The sequence below is a fragment of the Caulobacter hibisci genome, from assembly GCF_016135805.1.
In the GTDB taxonomy this organism is placed as follows: Bacteria; Pseudomonadota; Alphaproteobacteria; order Caulobacterales; family Caulobacteraceae; genus Caulobacter; species Caulobacter hibisci.
Window position 1 is genome coordinate 95,101 of sequence record NZ_JADWOX010000014.1, and the last position, 17,329, is coordinate 112,429.

Below are 17,329 nucleotides of genomic sequence, written 5' to 3' on the forward strand. Positions count from 1 at the left end.
ATGCGGCCCGCTTGATTCCGGGCGTGATATCACGCCCGGCGGAGAAAGGGCGAATTCAGCCCTCTTCTTCCTTGGATTTCAGACCCTTCAGGGCTGAGAAGGGAGAAAGGTCGACGGGCTCCTCGGGTTGCACGAACACCGCCCCGGGCTTGCGCGGGAACGGGTCGATCTCCAGGGCCAGGTGCTCGATCACATAGGCCGAGACGTCGATGGTCTCGCCTTCCAGCACGTCGGGCGGATCGTCGCCCTCGGGGTCTAGGCCCAGCTCGCCGCCTTCGTCCTGCGGCGCGTGCTCGCTGTTGGCCGGCAGGACGTGCAGGCTGAAGCGGGCGTCGATCGGCGTCTCGAAATCATCGGCGGTGACGCCGCAGGTCTGGACCACCCGGGCGCGCAGCACGCCCGAGACCTCGGCCCCGTCCATCCACGAGCGCAGATAGACGTCGACCTTCAGGTCATGCAGCGACACCAGGTCCAGCTGCTTGGCGATCGCCTTGAGGACGGTCTCGTCGGGGGCCAGCTTCAGGTCCACCCCGCCGCGGTCGACGCGGGCCAGGGTGACGGTGCTGGGCCAGGGATCGATCAAACGCTCGGCCATTGCACTTCTCCGTTCAGCAGGTCGTCCAGCGATTGGCCGGCCAGCCCGTCGCGCGCGGACCGCACATAGGCGCTAACGGCGACGATGTCTCCCTCGCCGCGCTCTTCGAATACGGTGCGGGCCAGGGCCGCGTCGAGATCGGCCGTCTCCGGCAGGGTCGCGAACGCCTCGTCATAGGTCTTCAGCCGGCCGTAGAAGGCCCCGGCCAGCTTCTTCATCTTCTTGCCGACGGCGGTGTCGGATACGCCGATCTGACGGAAGGCGTCGTCGAGGCCGCGGACATAGGAATCGAACACCGCCTGCGAGGTCTCGCCCGCCGCCTCGCCCTGCCCCTTCAGCCGCTCCATCACCAGCACGACGTGCAGGGTGAAAAGCTCGAACCGGCCTTCCAGCGAGTCGCGAACGCCCAGCTCGGCGTAGAACCGGGGCGACCGGGCCTGGGCCACGGCCGCCGTGTAGAGCTTTTCACCCGCTATCCTTGCGGGCCGTGGCTTCAGAAGCCGATCCAGAAACATTCCACGCCTCTATTTCGCCGCGAGCCCGCCCTAGATGGCCTGTCGAGCTACGCGGGCCATTGAACTAAGCCCGCGCGAGCGATAGGTCAAAGTCCAGCCTTCTTCCGGTTCCGGAGCCTCAATGTTTCGTCCCGCCGTTTTCGCCGCCGCCGCCATCGGCCTCGCCGCCGTCGTCGGAGGCTGCACGCCGCTGACGAGCTATTCCGGCTTCCAGGCCATCGAGGCCAAGCCGGTGGACATGAAGGTCGGCGAAGACAGCAAGTCGACCGTGATGGAAAAGCTGGGCTCGCCCTCGGCCACCTCCACCTTCGACAGCAACGCCTGGTACTACGTCTCGCAGACGACCGACCGCGTGGCCTTCTACAAGCCGCGGGTGATCAAGCGCGACGTGGTGGCGATCAAGTTCAACGCCGCCGACGAGAAGGTCGCCTCGGTCGACACCTTCACCCTGAAGGACGGCAAGGTCATCGCCTACAACGGCCGCGAGACCCCGACCCGCGGTCGCGAGATGACCATCCTCGAGCAGCTGCTCGGCAACGTCGGCCGTGGCGGCATGCTGCCCCAGGACGACGAAGGCGTGCCCGGCACCCGTCCTGGCGATCGTCGCTAGAGCGGCCCGCCCTAAGTCGGAAACCCGACCGTACACGACCGGAAACTTGACCATAAGCGTGTGATTTCCCGCGACTTTTCGTCGCGGTATCAACGTTTCGTCAAGCAAGCGCCCCGCAACCTCTCCGCTTAGCCGACGTCCGGGCCCCAACCCTGGCGTCGCTCTGGGGGAGTAGTGCTTTGAACGCGCCGGATCTGCGGGCGTTGACGGTGCTCATCGTCGACGACAACGCCAACATGCGCGGCATCCTGGCCGCGATCCTGAAAGCCGTGGGCGTGCGGCGGATCATCGAAGCCGGCGACGGCGTCGAGGGGCTGAAGGCCTTCGCCGAGCGCGAGATCGACATCATCTTCACCGACCTGATGATGCAGCCGGTCGACGGCCTGGCCTTCATGCACTGGGTGCGCAACTCGCCGGCCAGCCCCAATCCGTATGCGCCGGTGATCATGATGACCGGCCACGCCACCCGCCGCAGCCTGGACGAGGCCCGGATGGCCGGCGTGACCGAGTTCCTGGCCAAGCCGATCACCGCGCGCGGCGTGATGCACCGCATCAACGAGGTCATCAACAACCCGCGCGACTTCGTGCGGGTCGGCGACTATTTCGGCCCCTGCCGCCGTCGCCGCATCGACCACGACTTCACCGGCGACGAGCGCCGCGGCGCACAGCCGGCGCCGACACCGCTGGGCGGCGAGGCGGAGGTTCACGCGTTCGATCCCGAGGAGTGCTACTGAGGGGGCGGTTCCTTCTCGGCCACACCACCCAGTAGCCCCAACAACAGATGTCATCGCCCGGCTCGTCCGGGCGACCCAAGCGGCATGTCAGGATATGGCTGGCTCAGCTTGGGTCGCCCGCATGAAGCGGGCGATGACTTTTGAAGGGGGATGCGCGTTCAGCATCGCCAAAAAGAAAACGCCCCGGCGTATGAGCCCCGGGGCGTTCTCGTCTCACCACGCGCTTGAGATCACCCGTGGGCCAGCACCGCCAGCAGCAGCAGGGCCACGATGTTGGTGATCTTGATCATCGGGTTCACGGCCGGACCCGAGGTGTCCTTGTAGGGGTCGCCGACGGTGTCGCCGGTGACGGCGGCCTTGTGGGTTTCGCCGCCCTTCTTGTGCAGGACGCCGTCCTTGTCGGTGAAGCCTTCCTCGATCACCTTCTTGGCGTTGTCCCAGGCGCCGCCGCCGCTGGTCATCGAGATGGCGACGAACAGGCCGGTGACGATCACCCCCATCAGCATGGCGCCGAGGCAGGCGAAGGCGTCGACCTTGCCGGCGATGGCGTTGATGACGAAGAACAGCACCACCGGCGAGACCACCGGCAGCAGGCTGGGCACGATCATCTCGCGGATGGCGGCCTTGGTCAGGATATCGACCGCCTTGCCGTATTCGGGCTTGGTCTCGTAGGTCATGATGCCCGGGTTTTCGCGGAACTGGCGACGGACCTCGGCCACCACCGACTCGGCCGCACGGCCGACGGCGGTCATCGACAGGCCCCCGAACAGGAACGGCAGCAGGCCGCCAAACAGCAGCCCGACCACGACATAGGGGTTGGACAGGTCGAAGCTGACCGGCCCCATGCCGTCGAAGAAGCTGCCCGGGGCGGCGTTCTCGGAGAAGAACTTCAGGTCCTCGGTATAGGCCGCGAACAGCACCAGGGCCCCCAGACCGGCCGAGCCGATGGCGTAGCCCTTGGTCACCGCCTTGGTGGTGTTGCCGACGGCGTCGAGGGCGTCGGTGGTGACGCGGACTTCCGGCGGAAGCCCGGCCATCTCGGCGATGCCGCCGGCATTGTCGGTGACGGGGCCGAAGGCGTCCAGGGCGACGATGAAGCCGGCCAGGGACAGCATGGTGGTGGTGGCGATGGCGATGCCGAACAGGCCCGACAGGTTATAGGTCACCACGATGCCGACGATGATGGTCAGGGCCGGCAGGGCCGTGGATTCCAGCGACATGGCCAGGCCCTGGATGACGTTGGTGCCGTGACCGGAGACGCTGGCCTGGGCCACCGACTTCACCGGCCTAAAGCCCGTGCCGGTGTAGTATTCGGTGATCACCACGATCAGCGCCGTCACCGCCAGGCCGACGAGGCCGCAGTAGAACAGGTTGTCGGCGGTGAAGAGACGGCCGTCCAGCTCGATGGCGTCGGGCACCAGCTGGTGGATCACCCACCAGACGGCCGGGATCGACAGCACCCCGGTGACGATCAGGCCCTGGTAGAGGGCCCCCATGATGTTCTGCTTCTTGCCTAGGCGGACGAAGAAGGCCCCGACGATCGAGGTGACGATGCACACCGCGCAGATGGCCAGCGGCAGCAGCATCATCGAGCCGACGACGTCGGTGCCGGTGAAGAAGATCGCCGCCAGCACCATGGTGGCGACCGTGGTCACCGCATAGGTCTCGAACAGGTCGGCGGCCATGCCGGCGCAGTCGCCGACATTGTCGCCGACGTTGTCGGCGATGGTGGCGGCGTTGCGGGGGTCGTCCTCGGGGATGCCGGCCTCGACCTTGCCGACGAGATCGCCGCCGACGTCCGCGCCCTTGGTGAAAATGCCGCCGCCCAGCCGGGCGAAGATCGAGATCAGCGAGGCGCCGAAGCCCAGGGCCACCAGGGAGTCGATGACCACCCGGTCGGTGCCCTCATGGCCCACCGACAGCAGCAGGGCGAAGTAGCCGGCCACGCCGATCAGGGCGAAGCCCGCCACCAGCATGCCGGTGACCGCGCCGGAGGTGAAGGCCATCGAAAGGCCCTTGGCCAGGCTCTCGGACGAGGCCTGGGCGGTGCGGACGTTGGCCCGCACCGAGATCAGCATGCCCGCGAAGCCCGCCAGGCCCGACAGGATCGCGCCCAGCGCGAAGCCCACCGGCTGCTCCCAGCTCTTGAAGAAGAAGGCGAGCAGAGCGATCACGACGACGCCGACGATGGCGATGGTGGTGTACTGACGGTTCAGATAGGCCTGGGCGCCTTCCTGAATGGCCGCGGCGATTTCCTGCATCTTCGCATCGCCCGGCGAGGCTTTCAAAAGCCTGGCGGTCTGGACCGCGCCATACAGCACCGCCAGAAGCCCGGCGCCGATGGCTACGTAAAGCCAAGAACTCATGGGTTTAGTGCCCCTTCGTGTTTCCAATCACGAGGGGTCGCGGATCCCGGACAGGGTGCGGCATGAACCGCCCCAGGCCGGAAGCGGCGGCGGGCCTTATGGCCTCATACCCCCTCGATGCTCCCTGATTTGGCCCCGACATCGGCGCCAAGGGGCAAACACTGCCATCCACCCGTCATGCGCGCAACCGCTTGCGAGAACGGCGTTCGCGATGGGCCGAGGGCGACCTTAGGGAATGATGGGGGCCGAATCGACGCGCGGCGCCGGCTTGGCCTGCGCGGGGGTCCCCGGCTTGGGCGCCGGTTTGGGCGGCGGCACGAAGTTGCGGGGGGTCTGCTTGCCGATGGTCACCGAGGCCACCTTGCCCTTGCCGACCAGGGTCGTGACCTCGCGCATCACCGTGCTCTTCAGCTTGGCCTCGTCGAGCAGGACGTAGCTGCCGGGCTTGTTGAACGGCTGCTTGTGGGCCGCGCGGACCAGGGCGTCGCGCAGGAACGGCTCCTTGCCGGCGAAGACGGTGACGTCGCCCTCGGGCGGCAGGGTCAGGGACAGGTCGACGAAGACGTAGTTGATCAGCCGGCCCTCGGCGACGATCGGCAGGGCCATCGAGCCCAGCTTGATCACCGGATCGGGCGCTTCCTTCTCGCCCTCGCCGCCTTCCTTCTTCTCCTTCTTCTTGTCGGAACGGGCGAAGGCGGGGGCGGCGGCCAGCACCAGGGGCGCGGCGGCGAACGCCAGGACGGCGCGGCGGGAGACAGCGGAAGAGACCATGCCCCATCCCCTACCGCAGAAGGTTTGAGGCTTCGCTACCGAGCGCGGCCGTGCTAGCGATCGAACAATCGTTTGAATCCGAATGGATCGCGCCATGCCCCGCTTCACGACCTCCGACGGCCTGTCGATCGCCTACCAGGCCTGGGGCGAGGACGCGGCCTCCCCGCCCGTCGTGCTGCACCACGGCTTCTCGGCCAGCGGCCTGATCAACTGGAAGGCCCCGGGCATCGTCGACGCCCTGGTCGCCGCCGGCCGCAAGGTGATCGCGATCGACGCCCGCGGCCACGGCGCCTCGGACAAGCCGCACGATGCGGCCTTCTATGGCGAGGCGCGGATGGCCCAGGACGTCAGCGAGCTGATCGACCACCTGGCCGTCCCCACCATCGACCTGGCCGGCTACTCCATGGGGGCGATCGTCGCCCTGATCTGCGCCAGCCGCGAGCCGCGCGTGCGCCGCCTGGTCGCCGCCGGCGTCGGCGAGGGCGTGGTCGCCACCGGCGGCGTCGACACCCGCCACGTGCCCAGCGCCGCCATCGTCGAGGCCCTGCTGGCCGACGCCCCGGCCACCATCAGCCACCCGGCCGCCCTGCCCTTCCGCCAGTTCGCCGACGCCATCGGCGCCGACCGCCGCGCCCTCGCCGCCCAGGCCAGCGTCGTCCACGCCCAGCCGATCCCGCTGGACCGCATCGCCGCCCCGACCCTGATCCTCGCCGGCGACGCCGACCCGCTGGCGGTGCATCCCGACCGCCTGGCCGCGGCGATCGCGGGCGCGCGGGCGCTGGTGGTGAGGGGTGATCACCGGACGGCGGTGGGGGATCCAGGGTTTGCGGCGGCGTTGGTGACGTTCTTCGGCGACTAGGCGAAGGCCTCGCGGCGCGCCTTATCGAGCGCCTCGATCCCGCGGATGAAAACTATCAATTCGCCTTATCCGACGGCCTGGTGAAGTTTGCGGGCCTCCGGAGCCCTTCATGACCCGCCACCACCACGGCCCGCCCCCCGCCGGCCGCCGCCTCTCGCCGACCGTGCGCACATGATCCTGCCAACCCTGCGGCAGTTGCAATACCTGGTCAGCCTTCACGAGCACATGCACTTCAGCCGCGCGGCCGACGCCTGCCATGTGACGCAATCCACCCTCTCGGCGGGCTTGAAGGAGCTGGAGGCGATCCTAGGCGCGCGCCTGGTGGAACGCACCCGGCGGGTGACCCTCTTCACGCCGCTGGGCGTGCGAGCCGCCGCGCGGGCCAAGGACATGCTGCGCCAGGCGCGCGACCTGACCGACCTGGCCCGGGTCGCCGCCGTTCCGCTGAGCGGGACGCTGCGACTGTCGGTGATCCCCACCATCGCCCCCTTCCTGCTGCCGCGCCTGCTGCCGGCGCTGAAGGCCGCCTGTCCCGACCTGCAGGTGGTGCTGCACGAGGAGATGAGCCACTGGGCCTGCGAAGGCCTGGCGCGCGGCGCCCGGGACTGCCTCGTCCTGGCCCTGCCGTTCCCCTGCGACGGGCTGGATCACGTGGCCCTGTTCGACGACGACATACTGGTGGCCCTGCACGCCGACGATCCGCTGGCGGCCCAGCCGACGATCGCGCCGGCCGACCTGCCGGCCGACCGCCTGCTGCTGCTGGACGACGGCCACTGCCTGCGCGACCACGCACTTGGGGCGTGCGAGCGCCGCGACCTCGAACGGGGGCCCGGACGCGGCGCGGGCGTCCATACGCTGGTGCAGCTGGTGGGCGCGGGAATGGGGCTGAGCCTGATCCCCGCCATGGCCGTCGAGGCCGGCGTCATCGCCGGCGCGCCGATCGTCACCCGTTCGCTCGACACGCCCAAGGCCCATCGCACGGTGGCCCTGGCCTGGCGGCGCAATACGCCTCGCGCCGAGGAATTCGCTCTGCTGGCCCAGCACATCCGCCAGGGGCTGGCCATGCCGCAAGACGGTCCGACCTTCGCCGACGAGATCGAGATCGCTTGATCGGTTCGATCGATCAATGAGCCCAATTCCTTTCGTTTCTTATGGTCGGACCCGGCTCCTATCAGGAGCGTCGACAGACGCACCCCAGGAGGCCAGATGACGTCCCGACACTCCCCTTCCGCCGCGATCCTCGCCGCCGCGGCCCTGATCGCCGCCGGCGCCGCCCAGGCCGCCGAGACCCCGCGCCAGACGCAAGACAGCGGCGCTCCGGTCGGGGACAACCAGAACTCCAAGACCGCCGGCGAATGGGGCGGGGTGATGCTGGAGGACTTCCACCTCATCGAGAAGCTGGCCCGCTTCGACCGCGAACGCATTCCCGAGCGCGTCGTCCACGCCCGCGGCACGGGCGCGGAGGGTGAATTCGTCTCCAACGGCGAGCTCGACCGGTTCACCAAGGCCGCCCTGTTCAAGGCCGGCGTGAAGACCCCGGTGTTCGTGCGCTTCTCGAAGGTCATTCACCCGAACGGCTCGCCGGAATTTCTGCGCGACCCGCACGGCTTCGCCACCAAGTTCTATTCGACCGAGGGCAACTGGGACCTGGTGGGCAACAACCTGCCGGTGTTCTTCATCCGCGACGCCATGAAGTTCCCCGACATGGTGCACTCGCTGAAGCCCTCGCCGGTGACGAACAAGCAGGACCCGACTCGGTTCTTTGACTTCTTCAGTCACCAGCCCGAGAGCACGCACATGATCACCCAGCTCTATACGGACCTGGGCACGCCGCAGAGCTATCGGACCATGGACGGCAACGGCGTCCACGCCCTGAAGCTGGTCGATGAGGACGGCAAGGTGGTGTTCGTGAAGTTCCACTGGAAAAGCCAGCAGGGCATCAGGAACTACACGCCTGAGCAGGCCGAGAAGGCCGGCTTCAACTACCTGACCGACGACCTCTATGCGACGATCGGCAAGGGCCAGGCGGCCAAGTGGGATCTCTACGCCAAGATCCTCAAGCCCGAGGACGTCGCCAAGCTCAGCTACAATCCGTTCGACGCCACCAAGGACTGGTACGACATGCCGGAGATCAAGGTCGGGACCATGACCTTGAACAAGGTGCCGGAGAACTTCTTCCAGTCGACCGAGATGAGCGCCTTCTCGCCGGGCGTGATGGTTCCCGGCATCGAGCCCTCGCCCGACCGCCTGCTGCAGGGCCGCCTGTTCAGCTATGCCGACACCCAGCGCCACCGCCTGGGTCCGAACTATCAGCAACTGGCGGTCAACGCGCCCAGGAGCCCGGTGGCGAACGGCGCCCAGGACGGGGCGATGAACACCGTCCCGCGCGTCGGCGACGTCAACTACCAGCCCTCGCGCCGTCGGGACGCCGGCGCCTATGCCGACACGGCGGCCTACAAGCTGAGCCCCTACGAGGTTTCGACCACCATCCAGCAGAAGGCGATCGGCAAGCAGGAGCCCTTCATCCAGGCCGGGCTGTTCTGGAACCGCCTGCCGGAAGACCAGAAGGCGGCCCTGATCCGCAACCTGTCGGCCGACCTGAACGGAGTCACCGTGCCGGAGATCAAGGAGATCATGGTCAGCCACTTCTACGCGGCCGATCCCGACTACGGGACCCGGCTGGCGACGGCGACCAAGTTAGACCTGGCGGCCGTGAAGGCGCGGGCGGCCAAGGCCCTCGAGGCCGTCAAGCTGGCGGCCAACTAACCTCCCTCTCGCCTTCAGCGGGCTCGCTCCGGCGGGCCCGCTTTCTCTTTTTCAGAAAGCTTCGATGTTCACCGCACTGTTCGCGCTCGCCTTGCAGAGCGCGCCGCTCGCCCCCGCGCCGGATCCGCGCGCCAGCTTCTTCGCCGCCGCGCGCGAGGGCCGCGCCGACCTGGTCACGACCCTGCTCGACGCCGGGGCGCCGATCGACGCCCGGGACGACCGCGGCTACACGGCCCTGACCCTGGCCGCCTACAACGGCAAGGCCGACCTCGTGAGCGTGCTGATCGCCCGTGGCGCGGACGCCTGCGCCGTCGATCCGCGCGGCAACACCGCCCTGATGGGCGCGGCCTTCAAGGGCGACGACGACATGGCGCGGCTGCTGCTCGACAAGGCCCCCTGCCCCGTCGACCAGACCAATGCCCAAGGGCAGACGGCTTTGATGATGGCCAGCCTGTTCGGCCGAGAGGCGCAGGTTCGGCTGCTGGTCGCCAAGGGCGCGTCGCCCTCCGCGCAGGACGCTTCGGGAAACACCGCCCTGAGCCTGGCCACGCGCCAAGGCGCGACGGGCGTCGTGGCGGCGCTGGGCGGCCGCTGAGACGGCTCAGCCGTGCAGCCACCCCAGCCGCTGGGGCGTGATGTCCTTGCCCTTGAACAGCGCCGCGACGCCCTCGCCTTCGACGAACTCGCCGATGTCGCGGACCGGCAGGCCGGCGGCGAAGGCGGCGGCCTGGAAGGCGGCGACGTCGGCGGGGGGGATGGCGCAGACGATCTCGTAGTCGTCGCCGCCCGAGGCCAGGGACATGCGGGCTTCGCCGCGTTCGGGCTGGGCTTCCAGCCAGGCGCGGGCGCCGGTCGATAGCGGCAGGCGGTCGAGGTCGACCTTGACCTGCAGGCCGCTGGCCTTGGCGATGTGGCCGGCGTCGGCCAGCAGACCGTCGGAGACGTCGGCGGCGGCGTGGGCGTATTGGCGCAGGGCCTCGCGCAGGGACAGGCGCGGCGCAGGGGTGCGGTAGCGGCGCACGAGGCCGCCGTCGGGATCCTCGACCTCGCCCCAGTGGGCCAGGAGGCCGAGCCAGCCGTCGCCGATGCTGCCGCTGACCACGAGGCGGTCGCCGGCCTGGGCGCCGCGGCGCAGGACGGCCGCGCCTTGTGGCACCCAGCCCAGCAAGGTGGCGGAAACGACCAGGGCGCCGGAGGTGGTGACGGTGTCGCCGCCCAGCAGGTTGATCCCGTAGGCCTGGCCGTCTTCTGCCAAGCCGCGGGCGAAGGTCTCGCGGTCCTCGACGGTCGTGCCCGAGGGCCAGCCGACGGCGAGGAAATAGCCGTAGGGCTCGGCGCCCTTGGCGGCCAGGTCGGAGAGATTGGTGCGCAGCAGGCGCTTGGCGACGACGTCGAGGTCCTCGCCGGCCAGGAAGTGAACACCGGCGACCATGGCGTCCTTGGTAATCACCAGGTCGTAGCCGGGACGCGACGGAAGCACGGCCGCGTCGTCCAGCAGGTCGAGCGCGGCGGGATCGCCGTTGGTCAGGGGCCGCAGGAACCGCTCGATCAGCTCGAACTCGTCCGGACCGGCGGGCGCGGCCGCCGGGGGGACGTCGTCGAACCACGACTCGTCGTCCTCCGCCCCCGGCGTCGTCGCCGGGGCGGGGTCGTCGAACCAGTCGTCGTCAGACTCGGGCGTCACGCGCGATGGCGTCCAGGGCGCCGTTGATGAAGCCGGCTTCCGGCCCTTCGAAGAACGACTTGGCGATCTCGACATATTCGTCGATCACGACCTCGGTCGGGACGTCCCGACGGTTCATCAGCTCGTAGGCGCCGGCGCGCAGCACGGCGCGGGCGGTGGCGTCCAGGCGCTCCAGCTTCCAGCCCGAGGCCAGGCGGCGAACGATGGCCGGGTCGATCTCGGTCTGCTTGGAGACCACGCCCTTGACCAGGTCGGCGAAGAAGGTCTCGTCGGCCTGGGCCAGCTGGGCGCCCTCGGCGTCCTCGATGGCGCGGTCGAAGCGGTGCTCGGAGAACTCGCGCACGACGGCGTCGACGCCGGCGCCGGAGACTTCCATCTGATAGAGGGCCTGCACGGCCGCCAGACGCGAGACGGAACGAGGCTGGATGCGCTTGCTCATCGCGCTTGTCCTGACAGCTGACGCTTCAATCCGACGATCTCCAGGCAGTCCCGAGCGGCTTGGCCCCCGCGGTCGCCCTGCGAGAGGCGCGCGCGATTCCAGGCCTGATCCTCGTCATCAACCGTCAACACCCCGTAACCAATGGCCAACCTTTTTCCGACGGCGAGGTCCTGAAGGCCGCGCGCGGTCTCGTTGGCGACGATTTCGAAGTGGTAGGTCTCGCCGCGGACGATGGCGCCCAGGGCGACATAGCCGTCATAGCGCACGCCCGAGGGGCCCTTGCCGGCTTCCTCGGCGATGGCGATGGCGGCCGGGATCTGCAGGGCGTCCGACACGGTGATGACGTCGTACTCCGCGCCTTGCCCTTCGATCGCCTGCACCGCGCCGGCCAGCAGCGCGTCGGAGAGGCCCGAATAACGGCGCCCCTCGACGATCAGCAGACGAATCCTGTCTTCCACCATATGCCTCTGAACTCCTGGGCGGACGGGAGGCCTCAGCGGGCCGTCTCACGCCGACCCGAAAAATCGAATCGTAGAATGCGCCTATAGCTCGTCTTCGGCGACGTCACTCAAGCCTTCTTCGCCCAAAAACTTCGCGAAATCGCTGGTCTCCCGGAAATCGCGGTAGACCGAGGCGTAGCGCACATAGGCCACGTCATCGAGCGCCTTGAGGGCGGTCATGACCATTTCGCCCACGGCCGACGACGGCAGTTCGGTCTCGCCCTGGCTTTCCAGCCGCCGGACGATGCCGTTGACCATCCGCTCGACCCGCTCGCCCTCGATCGGCCGCTTGCGCGTGGCCAGCGAGATCGAGCGCATCAGCTTGTCCCTGTCGAACGGCGAGCGACGGCCCGAGCGCTTGACGATGATCAGCTCACGGAGCTGAACGCGCTCGAAGGTGGTGAAGCGGCCGGCGCACTCCGGGCAGAGGCGACGACGGCGGATGGCCGCCCCGTCTTCCGACGGGCGGCTGTCCTTCACCTGGCTTTCGGCATGGCCGCAGAATGGGCACCGCATGATCTTGGCCCTCCCCTGCGGCCAGCCGCTATTAGTTGTAGATCGGGAAGCGAGCCGTCAAGGCCAGCACTTCCTCGCGGACCTTGGCCTCGACCGCCGCATTGCCGTCGGCGCCGTTGGCGGCCAGGCCGTTGACGACCTCGCCGATCAGTTCGCCGACGCGGGTGAACTCGGCTTCCTTGAAGCCGCGCGTGGTGCCGGCCGGGGTGCCCAGGCGGATGCCCGAGGTGATTGTGAACGGCGCGGTGTCGAACGGCACGCCGTTCTTGTTGCAGGTCATGTGGGCGCGCTCGAGGCTGTGCTCGGCGTCACGGCCGGTCACGCCCTTGGGACGCAGGTCGACCAGCATCAGGTGGCTGTCGGTGCCGCCCGAGACGATGTTGACGCCCGACTTGCCCAGCGCTTCGGCCAGGGCCTTGGCGTTGGCGATGACCTGAGCGGCGTAGTCCTTGAACGAGGGCTGCAGCGCCTCGCCGAAAGCGACGGCCTTGGCGGCGATGACGTGCTCGAGCGGGCCGCCCTGCAGGCCGGGGAACACGGCCGAATTGACCTTCTTGATGATGGCTTCGTCGTTGGTCAGCACCATGCCGCCGCGCGGGCCGCGCAGGGTCTTGTGGGTGGTGGTGGTGACGACGTGGGCGTGCGGGACCGGGCTGGGGAACACGCCGCCGGCCACCAGGCCCGCGAAGTGGGCCATGTCGACCATCAGGTAGGCCCCGACGCTGTCGGCGATCTCGCGGAAGCGGGCGAAGTCGATCTCGCGGCTATAGGCGCTGCCGCCGGCGATGATCAGCTTGGGCTTCTCGCGCTGGGCGACCTCGGCGACGTTGTCGTAGTCGATCAGCTGGTCCTGCTGGCGCACGGTGTAGGACACCGGCTTGAACCACTTGCCCGACTGGTTGGCGGGCGAGCCGTGGGTCAGGTGGCCGCCGGCGGCCAGGTCCATGCCCAAGAACGCATCACCCGGCTGCAAGAGGGCCATGAAGACCGACTGGTTGGCCTGCGAGCCCGAGTGCGGCTGGACGTTGGCGAAGGCCGCGCCGAACAGCTGCTTGGCGCGCTCGATGGCGATGGTCTCGATCTCGTCGACCCATTCGCAGCCGCCGTAATAGCGCTTGCCCGGATAGCCCTCGGCGTACTTGTTGGTCAGGATCGAGCCCTGGGCCTCGAGCACGGCCTTGGAGACGATGTTCTCCGAGGCGATCAGCTCGATCTGGTTCTGCTGACGACCCAGCTCCCGACCGATGCGATCGAAGATGTCGCGGTCTGCGGACTGCAGGTCGGCGCCGAAGAACTTGGTCAGGTCGGTGGAAGTCGTCATCGGGCGCTCCTTGGGGTCGGGCGGCGGCGGGCTTTGGGCGACGGGCTCCCGCGAGCGGGAGTCGACGGGGCTCTCTTTAACTCCCTTCGCGCCGCGATCAATCTCGGAACCGCCTTCGTAACCATGCGTTGCTCACGAACCCGGTGCGGTGTGGCCGCCACGCCGGGGCTTTAGCAATGCAACGAACAGAGACGGGCGGGATACGTATGGCGGTTTCACACGGCGAAGCGGCTTTGGAAGTCTTGGACGAGGCCGACCTGCTGGCGCTGAGCGCGAGCATCGTCGCGGCCTATGTAGGGCAGAACAAGATTTCCCAGACTGCGGTGCCCGAGCTGATCCGAACCGTCCATGGCGCGCTGCAGACCCTGGGCGACGAGCCCGTCACGGCTCGTCCCACGGAAAAGGCCAAGCCGGCCGTGCCGGTCTCGCGCTCGGTCCAGCACGACTACATCGTCTGCCTGGAAGACGGCAAAAAGCTGAAGATGCTGAAGCGCTACCTGCGCTCGCACTACGACATGAGCCCCGAGGACTACCGCCGCAAATGGGGCCTGCCGTCGGACTATCCGATGGTCGCCCCGGCCTATGCCGCGCGCCGCTCGGACTTCGCCAAGCAGATCGGCCTGGGCAAGGGCGTGCGCAGGAGGGCGTAGGCCGCAGCTGCGAAAACCCCGCCCTTCGACAGGCTCAGGGTGAGGTTTTCTACTGCGCCGACCATGATCCTCATCCTGAGCTTGTCGAAGGACGAGGATCACTCACTCCCCTTTACGCTTCCGAGAAGATGTCGCGCTTCTTGAACGAAGCGGTCATGAACCGGCCCATGGCCTTGGGCATGGTCAGCCAGCGCACCGGCGCGGCGGTGGCCTCGCCCTTCAGCACGCCGTCGGCGATGTAGGGGGCCACGGTTTCCACGCGGTCGCCGAGGATGTTGTAGAGCTTCATCGACTTCTGGCGCTCGGCGTCCGAAGCGTCCTTCATCTCGGACTGCAACAGGTCGGTGGCGACGATGCCGGGGCTGATCGTGCCGATCCGCACGTTGGTGCCGTCCAGCTCCTTGCCCATCGACTTGGTGAAATAGGTCACCGCCCGCTTGGTGGCGCCGTACAGCGTCAGGCCCGAGGCCGTCATGCCGTCGCTGCCGAAGCCCTCGAAATTGTAGATCGCCCCGCCTCCGGCCTGGGCCAGCATGCGGGTCATGGCCAGCTTGGTGGCCTTGATCACGCCCAGCAGGTTGGTGGCGACGATGGCGTCGATATCGGCCTCCTCCACCTCGTCCAGGCGCACGCGGGGCGAGACCGAGCCGGCGTTGTTGATCCAGATATCGACCGCGCCAAAGCGTTCGACGGCCGTGTTCCACAGGGTTTCCAGGTCGGCGACCTTGCTGACGTCGCAGGCCTGGGCGGCGACCGCGCCGCCGGTGGCTTCCAGCTTGGCCAGGGCCTCGGCCAGGACCTTCGGGTTACGGCCCGAGATCACCACCTGACAGCCGCGCTCGAGGAAGGCTTCCGCCAGGCCGAAGCCGATGCCGCGGCTGCTGCCGGTGATCACGATGGTCTTCACGGGTCGATTCCTCTGCGTACAGGCGAGGCATCCAGCCTCAAGCGGCGCGAGCTTGCAGCGGCCTTGTCGCCGGAAACCGCCACGCGGAGAGCCTCAGGCGGCGCCTTCCAGCCAGGCCAGGGCCTCGGAGCGCGCCCAGGCGATGCGCGGCGCCAGATCAGCGACGGCGTCATCGTCGAGCCCGACCAGCAGCCGCCGGGCCTCGTCCAGGGTCGCCAGGTCCTGCGTGGCCTCGCCCAGATAGGCGTGCGGCAGTTCGTGCTGGTGGAAGGCGATGTCGGCCAGGACGGCGACCACCAGGTCCAACCGGGCCGGCGCGAACAGCGGGTCGCGGTCGAGGGCCTCGCGCAGGAAGGGCTGCGGCGGGGCGTGCCAGGTTGCGCCGCCGCTCGACAGCCGGGCCAGCCAGACCAGCGGCCAGGGCTCGTCCGGGGCGGCGGCGGCCCATTCATCGAGGGTCGGGCGCACCAGCAGGCGAAACAGCGGAACCGGCAACACGGCCTCGGGCTGGCCACGATAGGCCATGCGCTTCTCGCCGATCCAGACGCTGAGGACGACACGCTCGGCCAACGGCCAGGTCACGGCGCCGGCCATGAAGCCGTCGAGGGCGTCCAGCGCCTCGCGTCGCAGGCCGTGGTGACGAAAGCGGAAGTAGTCGGACAGGCCGAGCCAGCCCGGACGCTCCGACGCGTCCTCGGCCAGCTCGCGCAGGTAACCGAGATCGAAACCCAAGGCGGGGTGTTAGGCCGCGTGGCCGCCCATGCGGGCGACGTTGCAGTGCGCCCACAGCTTTTCCATCGCCCCGACCAGCTTGCGCATCATGTCGTCGGTGTGGAACGGCGTGGGGGTAAAGCGCAGGCGCTCGGTGCCGCGCGGCACGGTCGGATAGTTGATCGGCTGCACATAGACGCCGTGGTCGGCCAGCAGCATGTCGCTGATCAGCTTGGTGTGGACCGGATCGCCGACCAGCACCGGCACGATGTGGCTGTCGTTTTCCATCACCGGCAGGCCGGCGTCCTGGAACATCTTCTTCAGGGTGGCGGCGCGCTCCTGGTGGGCGTCGCGCACTTCGGGATGCTGCTTGAGCCACTTGACGCTGGCCAGGGCGCCGGCGGTCAGGGCGGGCGGCAGCGAGGTGGTGAAGATGAAGCCCGAGGCCATCAGGCGCACGGCGTCGATCACCTCGGCGTCGCCGGTGATGTAGCCGCCCATCACGCCGAAGGCCTTGCCCAGCGTGCCTTCGATGATGTCGATCTGGTCCATGACGCCGTCGCGCTCGGCGACGCCGCCGCCGCGCGGGCCGTACATGCCGACCGCGTGGACCTCGTCCAGATAGGTCATGGCGCCGTATTTCTTGGCGAGGGCGGCCGTGGCGCCGACGTCGGCGATGTCGCCGTCCATCGAATAGACGCTCTCGAAGGCCACCAGCTTGGGCGCGTCGGCCGGGGCGGCCGCCAGCAGCGCTTCGAGATGGGCTAGGTCGTTGTGGCGGAAGATGTGGCGCGGGCCGCCGCCGTTGCGGATGCCGGCGATCATCGAGGCGTGGTTCTGGGCGTCGGAGAAGATGATCAGGCCCGGCAGGATCTTCTGCAGGACGCTGAGCGTGGCTTCATTGGAGACGTAGCCCGAGGTGAACAGCAGGGCCCCTTCCTTGCCGTGCAGGTCGGCCAGTTCGGCCTCGAGCTCGACATGGTGGTGGTTGGTGCCGGAAATGTTGCGGGTGCCGCCCGAGCCCGAGCCGTGCTCGTCGATCGCCTGGTGCATGGCGTCCAGCACGATCGGGTTCTGGCCCTGGCCGAGATAGTCGTTCGAGCACCAGACCACGACTTCGCTCTCGCCGCCGTCGGCGCGGGTCCAGGTCGCGCGCGGGAAGGCGCCGCGGTGGCGTTTGAGATCAGCGAAAACCCGGTAGCGGCCTTCGTTGCGGATCTGGGCGACGGCGTCGGAGAACGCGGCTTTATAGTCCATGCTGGTCTCTCCCGTCGAACCGAGGCGCGACGGTCCTTTTCTTCTGGCACGGCTTTTCGCACCCCGTAGGCGCAGTGTCCACCTAAGGGACTTTACCTACAAATTGGAATTAGACGTGGTGTCGCATC

The 17,329-nt window shown here is 68.4% G+C and carries 19 protein-coding genes and 1 pseudogene; 8 read left to right on the forward strand and 12 right to left on the reverse strand.

Annotated features, from left to right (window positions below; genetic code table 11):
* Positions 1–55: 55 nt before the first annotated feature.
* Together I4Q42_RS18325 and I4Q42_RS18330 are read right to left on the reverse strand one after the other, a co-directional pair.
* The gene (locus I4Q42_RS18325) at positions 56–595 is read right to left on the reverse strand and encodes a YceD family protein (RefSeq protein ID WP_198577530.1); all 540 of its coding nucleotides are present in this window, start codon (positions 593–595) and stop codon (positions 56–58) included.
* Positions 580–1,110: a ubiquinol-cytochrome C chaperone family protein gene (locus tag I4Q42_RS18330; RefSeq protein ID WP_198577531.1), complete on the reverse strand. Its 531-nt coding sequence runs from the start codon at positions 1,108–1,110 to the stop codon at positions 580–582. The genes I4Q42_RS18325 and I4Q42_RS18330 overlap by 16 nt, the downstream gene beginning before the upstream one ends.
* Positions 1,111–1,231: 121 nt before the next feature.
* Here I4Q42_RS18330 and I4Q42_RS18335 point away from each other — a divergent pair, with 121 nt between their 5' ends.
* Positions 1,232–1,720 carry an outer membrane protein assembly factor BamE gene (locus I4Q42_RS18335; protein ID WP_198577532.1) on the forward strand — a complete coding sequence of 163 codons (489 nt, stop codon included), beginning with the start codon at positions 1,232–1,234 and terminating at the stop codon, positions 1,718–1,720.
* Positions 1,721–1,899: 179 nt separating this feature from the next.
* The gene (locus I4Q42_RS18340; protein ID WP_198577533.1) at positions 1,900–2,454 is read left to right on the forward strand and encodes a response regulator; all 555 of its coding nucleotides are present in this window, start codon (positions 1,900–1,902) and stop codon (positions 2,452–2,454) included.
* 230 nt (positions 2,455–2,684) lie between these two features.
* Here the strand turns inward: I4Q42_RS18340 and I4Q42_RS18345 are convergent, their stop codons facing one another.
* On the reverse strand, positions 2,685–4,820 hold the full coding sequence (locus I4Q42_RS18345; RefSeq protein WP_198577534.1) for a sodium-translocating pyrophosphatase: 2,136 nt from the start codon (positions 4,818–4,820) through the stop codon (positions 2,685–2,687).
* Positions 4,821–5,048: 228 nt separating this feature from the next.
* Positions 5,049–5,591 carry a hypothetical protein gene (locus I4Q42_RS18350; protein WP_198577535.1) on the reverse strand — a complete coding sequence of 181 codons (543 nt, stop codon included), beginning with the start codon at positions 5,589–5,591 and terminating at the stop codon, positions 5,049–5,051.
* 94 nt (positions 5,592–5,685) lie between these two features.
* On the opposite strand from I4Q42_RS18350, the gene I4Q42_RS18355 reads away from it, so the two are divergent.
* The 5 genes and pseudogenes from I4Q42_RS18355 to I4Q42_RS18370 all read left to right on the forward strand — a co-directional run bounded on the left by I4Q42_RS18355 (position 5,686) and on the right by I4Q42_RS18370 (position 9,811).
* Positions 5,686–6,450 (forward strand): alpha/beta fold hydrolase, encoded by a 765-nt coding sequence (locus I4Q42_RS18355; RefSeq protein WP_198577536.1) that lies wholly within the window; start codon positions 5,686–5,688, stop codon positions 6,448–6,450.
* Positions 6,451–6,621: 171 nt separating this feature from the next.
* Entirely contained in the window at positions 6,622–7,560 is a 939-nt protein-coding gene (locus tag I4Q42_RS18360; protein ID WP_232793261.1) for a hydrogen peroxide-inducible genes activator, read from the forward strand.
* A gap of 96 nt (positions 7,561–7,656) precedes the next feature.
* A pseudogene (locus I4Q42_RS18365) lies at positions 7,657–8,856 on the forward strand (catalase); the annotation flags it as partial.
* A 96-nt stretch (positions 8,857–8,952) separates the two neighbouring features.
* Entirely contained in the window at positions 8,953–9,216 is a 264-nt protein-coding gene (locus I4Q42_RS26660; protein ID WP_408611100.1) for a catalase-related domain-containing protein, read from the forward strand.
* Positions 9,217–9,280: 64 nt separating this feature from the next.
* A complete protein-coding gene (locus tag I4Q42_RS18370; RefSeq protein WP_198577538.1) occupies positions 9,281–9,811 on the forward strand; it encodes an ankyrin repeat domain-containing protein in 531 nt (176 codons plus the stop codon).
* A gap of 6 nt (positions 9,812–9,817) precedes the next feature.
* On the opposite strand, the gene thiL is transcribed toward I4Q42_RS18370, so the two are convergent.
* The 5 genes from thiL to glyA all read right to left on the reverse strand — a co-directional run bounded on the left by thiL (position 9,818) and on the right by glyA (position 13,676).
* On the reverse strand, positions 9,818–10,975 hold the full coding sequence (gene thiL, locus I4Q42_RS18375) for a thiamine-phosphate kinase (RefSeq protein WP_198577539.1): 1,158 nt from the start codon (positions 10,973–10,975) through the stop codon (positions 9,818–9,820).
* Complete coding sequence (nusB, locus tag I4Q42_RS18380; protein WP_198577540.1) at positions 10,884–11,339, reverse strand: transcription antitermination factor NusB; 456 nt, start codon at positions 11,337–11,339, stop codon at positions 10,884–10,886. Before nusB ends, thiL begins: the two co-directional genes overlap by 92 nt.
* The gene (locus tag I4Q42_RS18385) at positions 11,336–11,800 is read right to left on the reverse strand and encodes a 6,7-dimethyl-8-ribityllumazine synthase (RefSeq protein WP_198577541.1); all 465 of its coding nucleotides are present in this window, start codon (positions 11,798–11,800) and stop codon (positions 11,336–11,338) included. Before I4Q42_RS18385 ends, nusB begins: the two co-directional genes overlap by 4 nt.
* A gap of 81 nt (positions 11,801–11,881) precedes the next feature.
* Positions 11,882–12,355: a transcriptional regulator NrdR gene (gene nrdR / locus I4Q42_RS18390; protein ID WP_110118234.1), complete on the reverse strand. Its 474-nt coding sequence runs from the start codon at positions 12,353–12,355 to the stop codon at positions 11,882–11,884.
* A gap of 31 nt (positions 12,356–12,386) precedes the next feature.
* A complete protein-coding gene (gene glyA / locus I4Q42_RS18395; RefSeq protein ID WP_198577542.1) occupies positions 12,387–13,676 on the reverse strand; it encodes a serine hydroxymethyltransferase in 1,290 nt (429 codons plus the stop codon).
* Between the two features lie 206 nt (positions 13,677–13,882).
* Between glyA and I4Q42_RS18400 the strand changes: the two genes are divergently transcribed.
* On the forward strand, positions 13,883–14,326 hold the full coding sequence (locus I4Q42_RS18400; protein ID WP_198577543.1) for a MucR family transcriptional regulator: 444 nt from the start codon (positions 13,883–13,885) through the stop codon (positions 14,324–14,326).
* Between the two features lie 112 nt (positions 14,327–14,438).
* Here the strand turns inward: I4Q42_RS18400 and I4Q42_RS18405 are convergent, their stop codons facing one another.
* From I4Q42_RS18405 to hemA, 3 genes are all read right to left on the reverse strand, one after another.
* A complete protein-coding gene (locus I4Q42_RS18405) occupies positions 14,439–15,233 on the reverse strand; it encodes an SDR family NAD(P)-dependent oxidoreductase (protein WP_198577544.1) in 795 nt (264 codons plus the stop codon).
* Between the two features lie 93 nt (positions 15,234–15,326).
* A complete protein-coding gene (locus I4Q42_RS18410; protein WP_198577545.1) occupies positions 15,327–15,965 on the reverse strand; it encodes a hypothetical protein in 639 nt (212 codons plus the stop codon).
* Positions 15,966–15,974: 9 nt separating this feature from the next.
* The gene (gene hemA, locus I4Q42_RS18415) at positions 15,975–17,201 is read right to left on the reverse strand and encodes a 5-aminolevulinate synthase (protein ID WP_198577546.1); all 1,227 of its coding nucleotides are present in this window, start codon (positions 17,199–17,201) and stop codon (positions 15,975–15,977) included.
* Between the last annotated feature and the right edge of the window lie 128 nt (positions 17,202–17,329).

What these genes read in the sequence shown, in the direction of transcription:
- I4Q42_RS18325 (WP_198577530.1), bottom strand. Translation starts at nt 595, where the DNA reads ATGGCCGAGCGTTTGATCGATCCCTGGCCCAGCACCGTCACCCTGGCC.
- I4Q42_RS18330 (WP_198577531.1), bottom strand. Translation starts at nt 1,110, where the DNA reads ATGTTTCTGGATCGGCTTCTGAAGCCACGGCCCGCAAGGATAGCGGGT.
- I4Q42_RS18335 (WP_198577532.1), top strand. Translation starts at nt 1,232, where the DNA reads ATGTTTCGTCCCGCCGTTTTCGCCGCCGCCGCCATCGGCCTCGCCGCC.
- I4Q42_RS18345 (WP_198577534.1), bottom strand. Translation starts at nt 4,820, where the DNA reads ATGAGTTCTTGGCTTTACGTAGCCATCGGCGCCGGGCTTCTGGCGGTG.
- I4Q42_RS18350 (WP_198577535.1), bottom strand. Translation starts at nt 5,591, where the DNA reads ATGGTCTCTTCCGCTGTCTCCCGCCGCGCCGTCCTGGCGTTCGCCGCC.
- I4Q42_RS18355 (WP_198577536.1), top strand. Translation starts at nt 5,686, where the DNA reads ATGCCCCGCTTCACGACCTCCGACGGCCTGTCGATCGCCTACCAGGCC.
- I4Q42_RS18360 (WP_232793261.1), top strand. Translation starts at nt 6,622, where the DNA reads ATGATCCTGCCAACCCTGCGGCAGTTGCAATACCTGGTCAGCCTTCAC.
- I4Q42_RS18370 (WP_198577538.1), top strand. Translation starts at nt 9,281, where the DNA reads ATGTTCACCGCACTGTTCGCGCTCGCCTTGCAGAGCGCGCCGCTCGCC.
- thiL (WP_198577539.1), bottom strand. Translation starts at nt 10,975, where the DNA reads ATGTCGAGATCGCCAAGTCGTTCTTCGAAGGGCCGGAAGCCGGCTTCA.
- nusB (WP_198577540.1), bottom strand. Translation starts at nt 11,339, where the DNA reads ATGAGCAAGCGCATCCAGCCTCGTTCCGTCTCGCGTCTGGCGGCCGTG.
- I4Q42_RS18385 (WP_198577541.1), bottom strand. Translation starts at nt 11,800, where the DNA reads ATGGTGGAAGACAGGATTCGTCTGCTGATCGTCGAGGGGCGCCGTTAT.
- nrdR (WP_110118234.1), bottom strand. Translation starts at nt 12,355, where the DNA reads ATGCGGTGCCCATTCTGCGGCCATGCCGAAAGCCAGGTGAAGGACAGC.
- glyA (WP_198577542.1), bottom strand. Translation starts at nt 13,676, where the DNA reads ATGACGACTTCCACCGACCTGACCAAGTTCTTCGGCGCCGACCTGCAG.
- I4Q42_RS18400 (WP_198577543.1), top strand. Translation starts at nt 13,883, where the DNA reads ATGGCGGTTTCACACGGCGAAGCGGCTTTGGAAGTCTTGGACGAGGCC.
- hemA (WP_198577546.1), bottom strand. Translation starts at nt 17,201, where the DNA reads ATGGACTATAAAGCCGCGTTCTCCGACGCCGTCGCCCAGATCCGCAAC.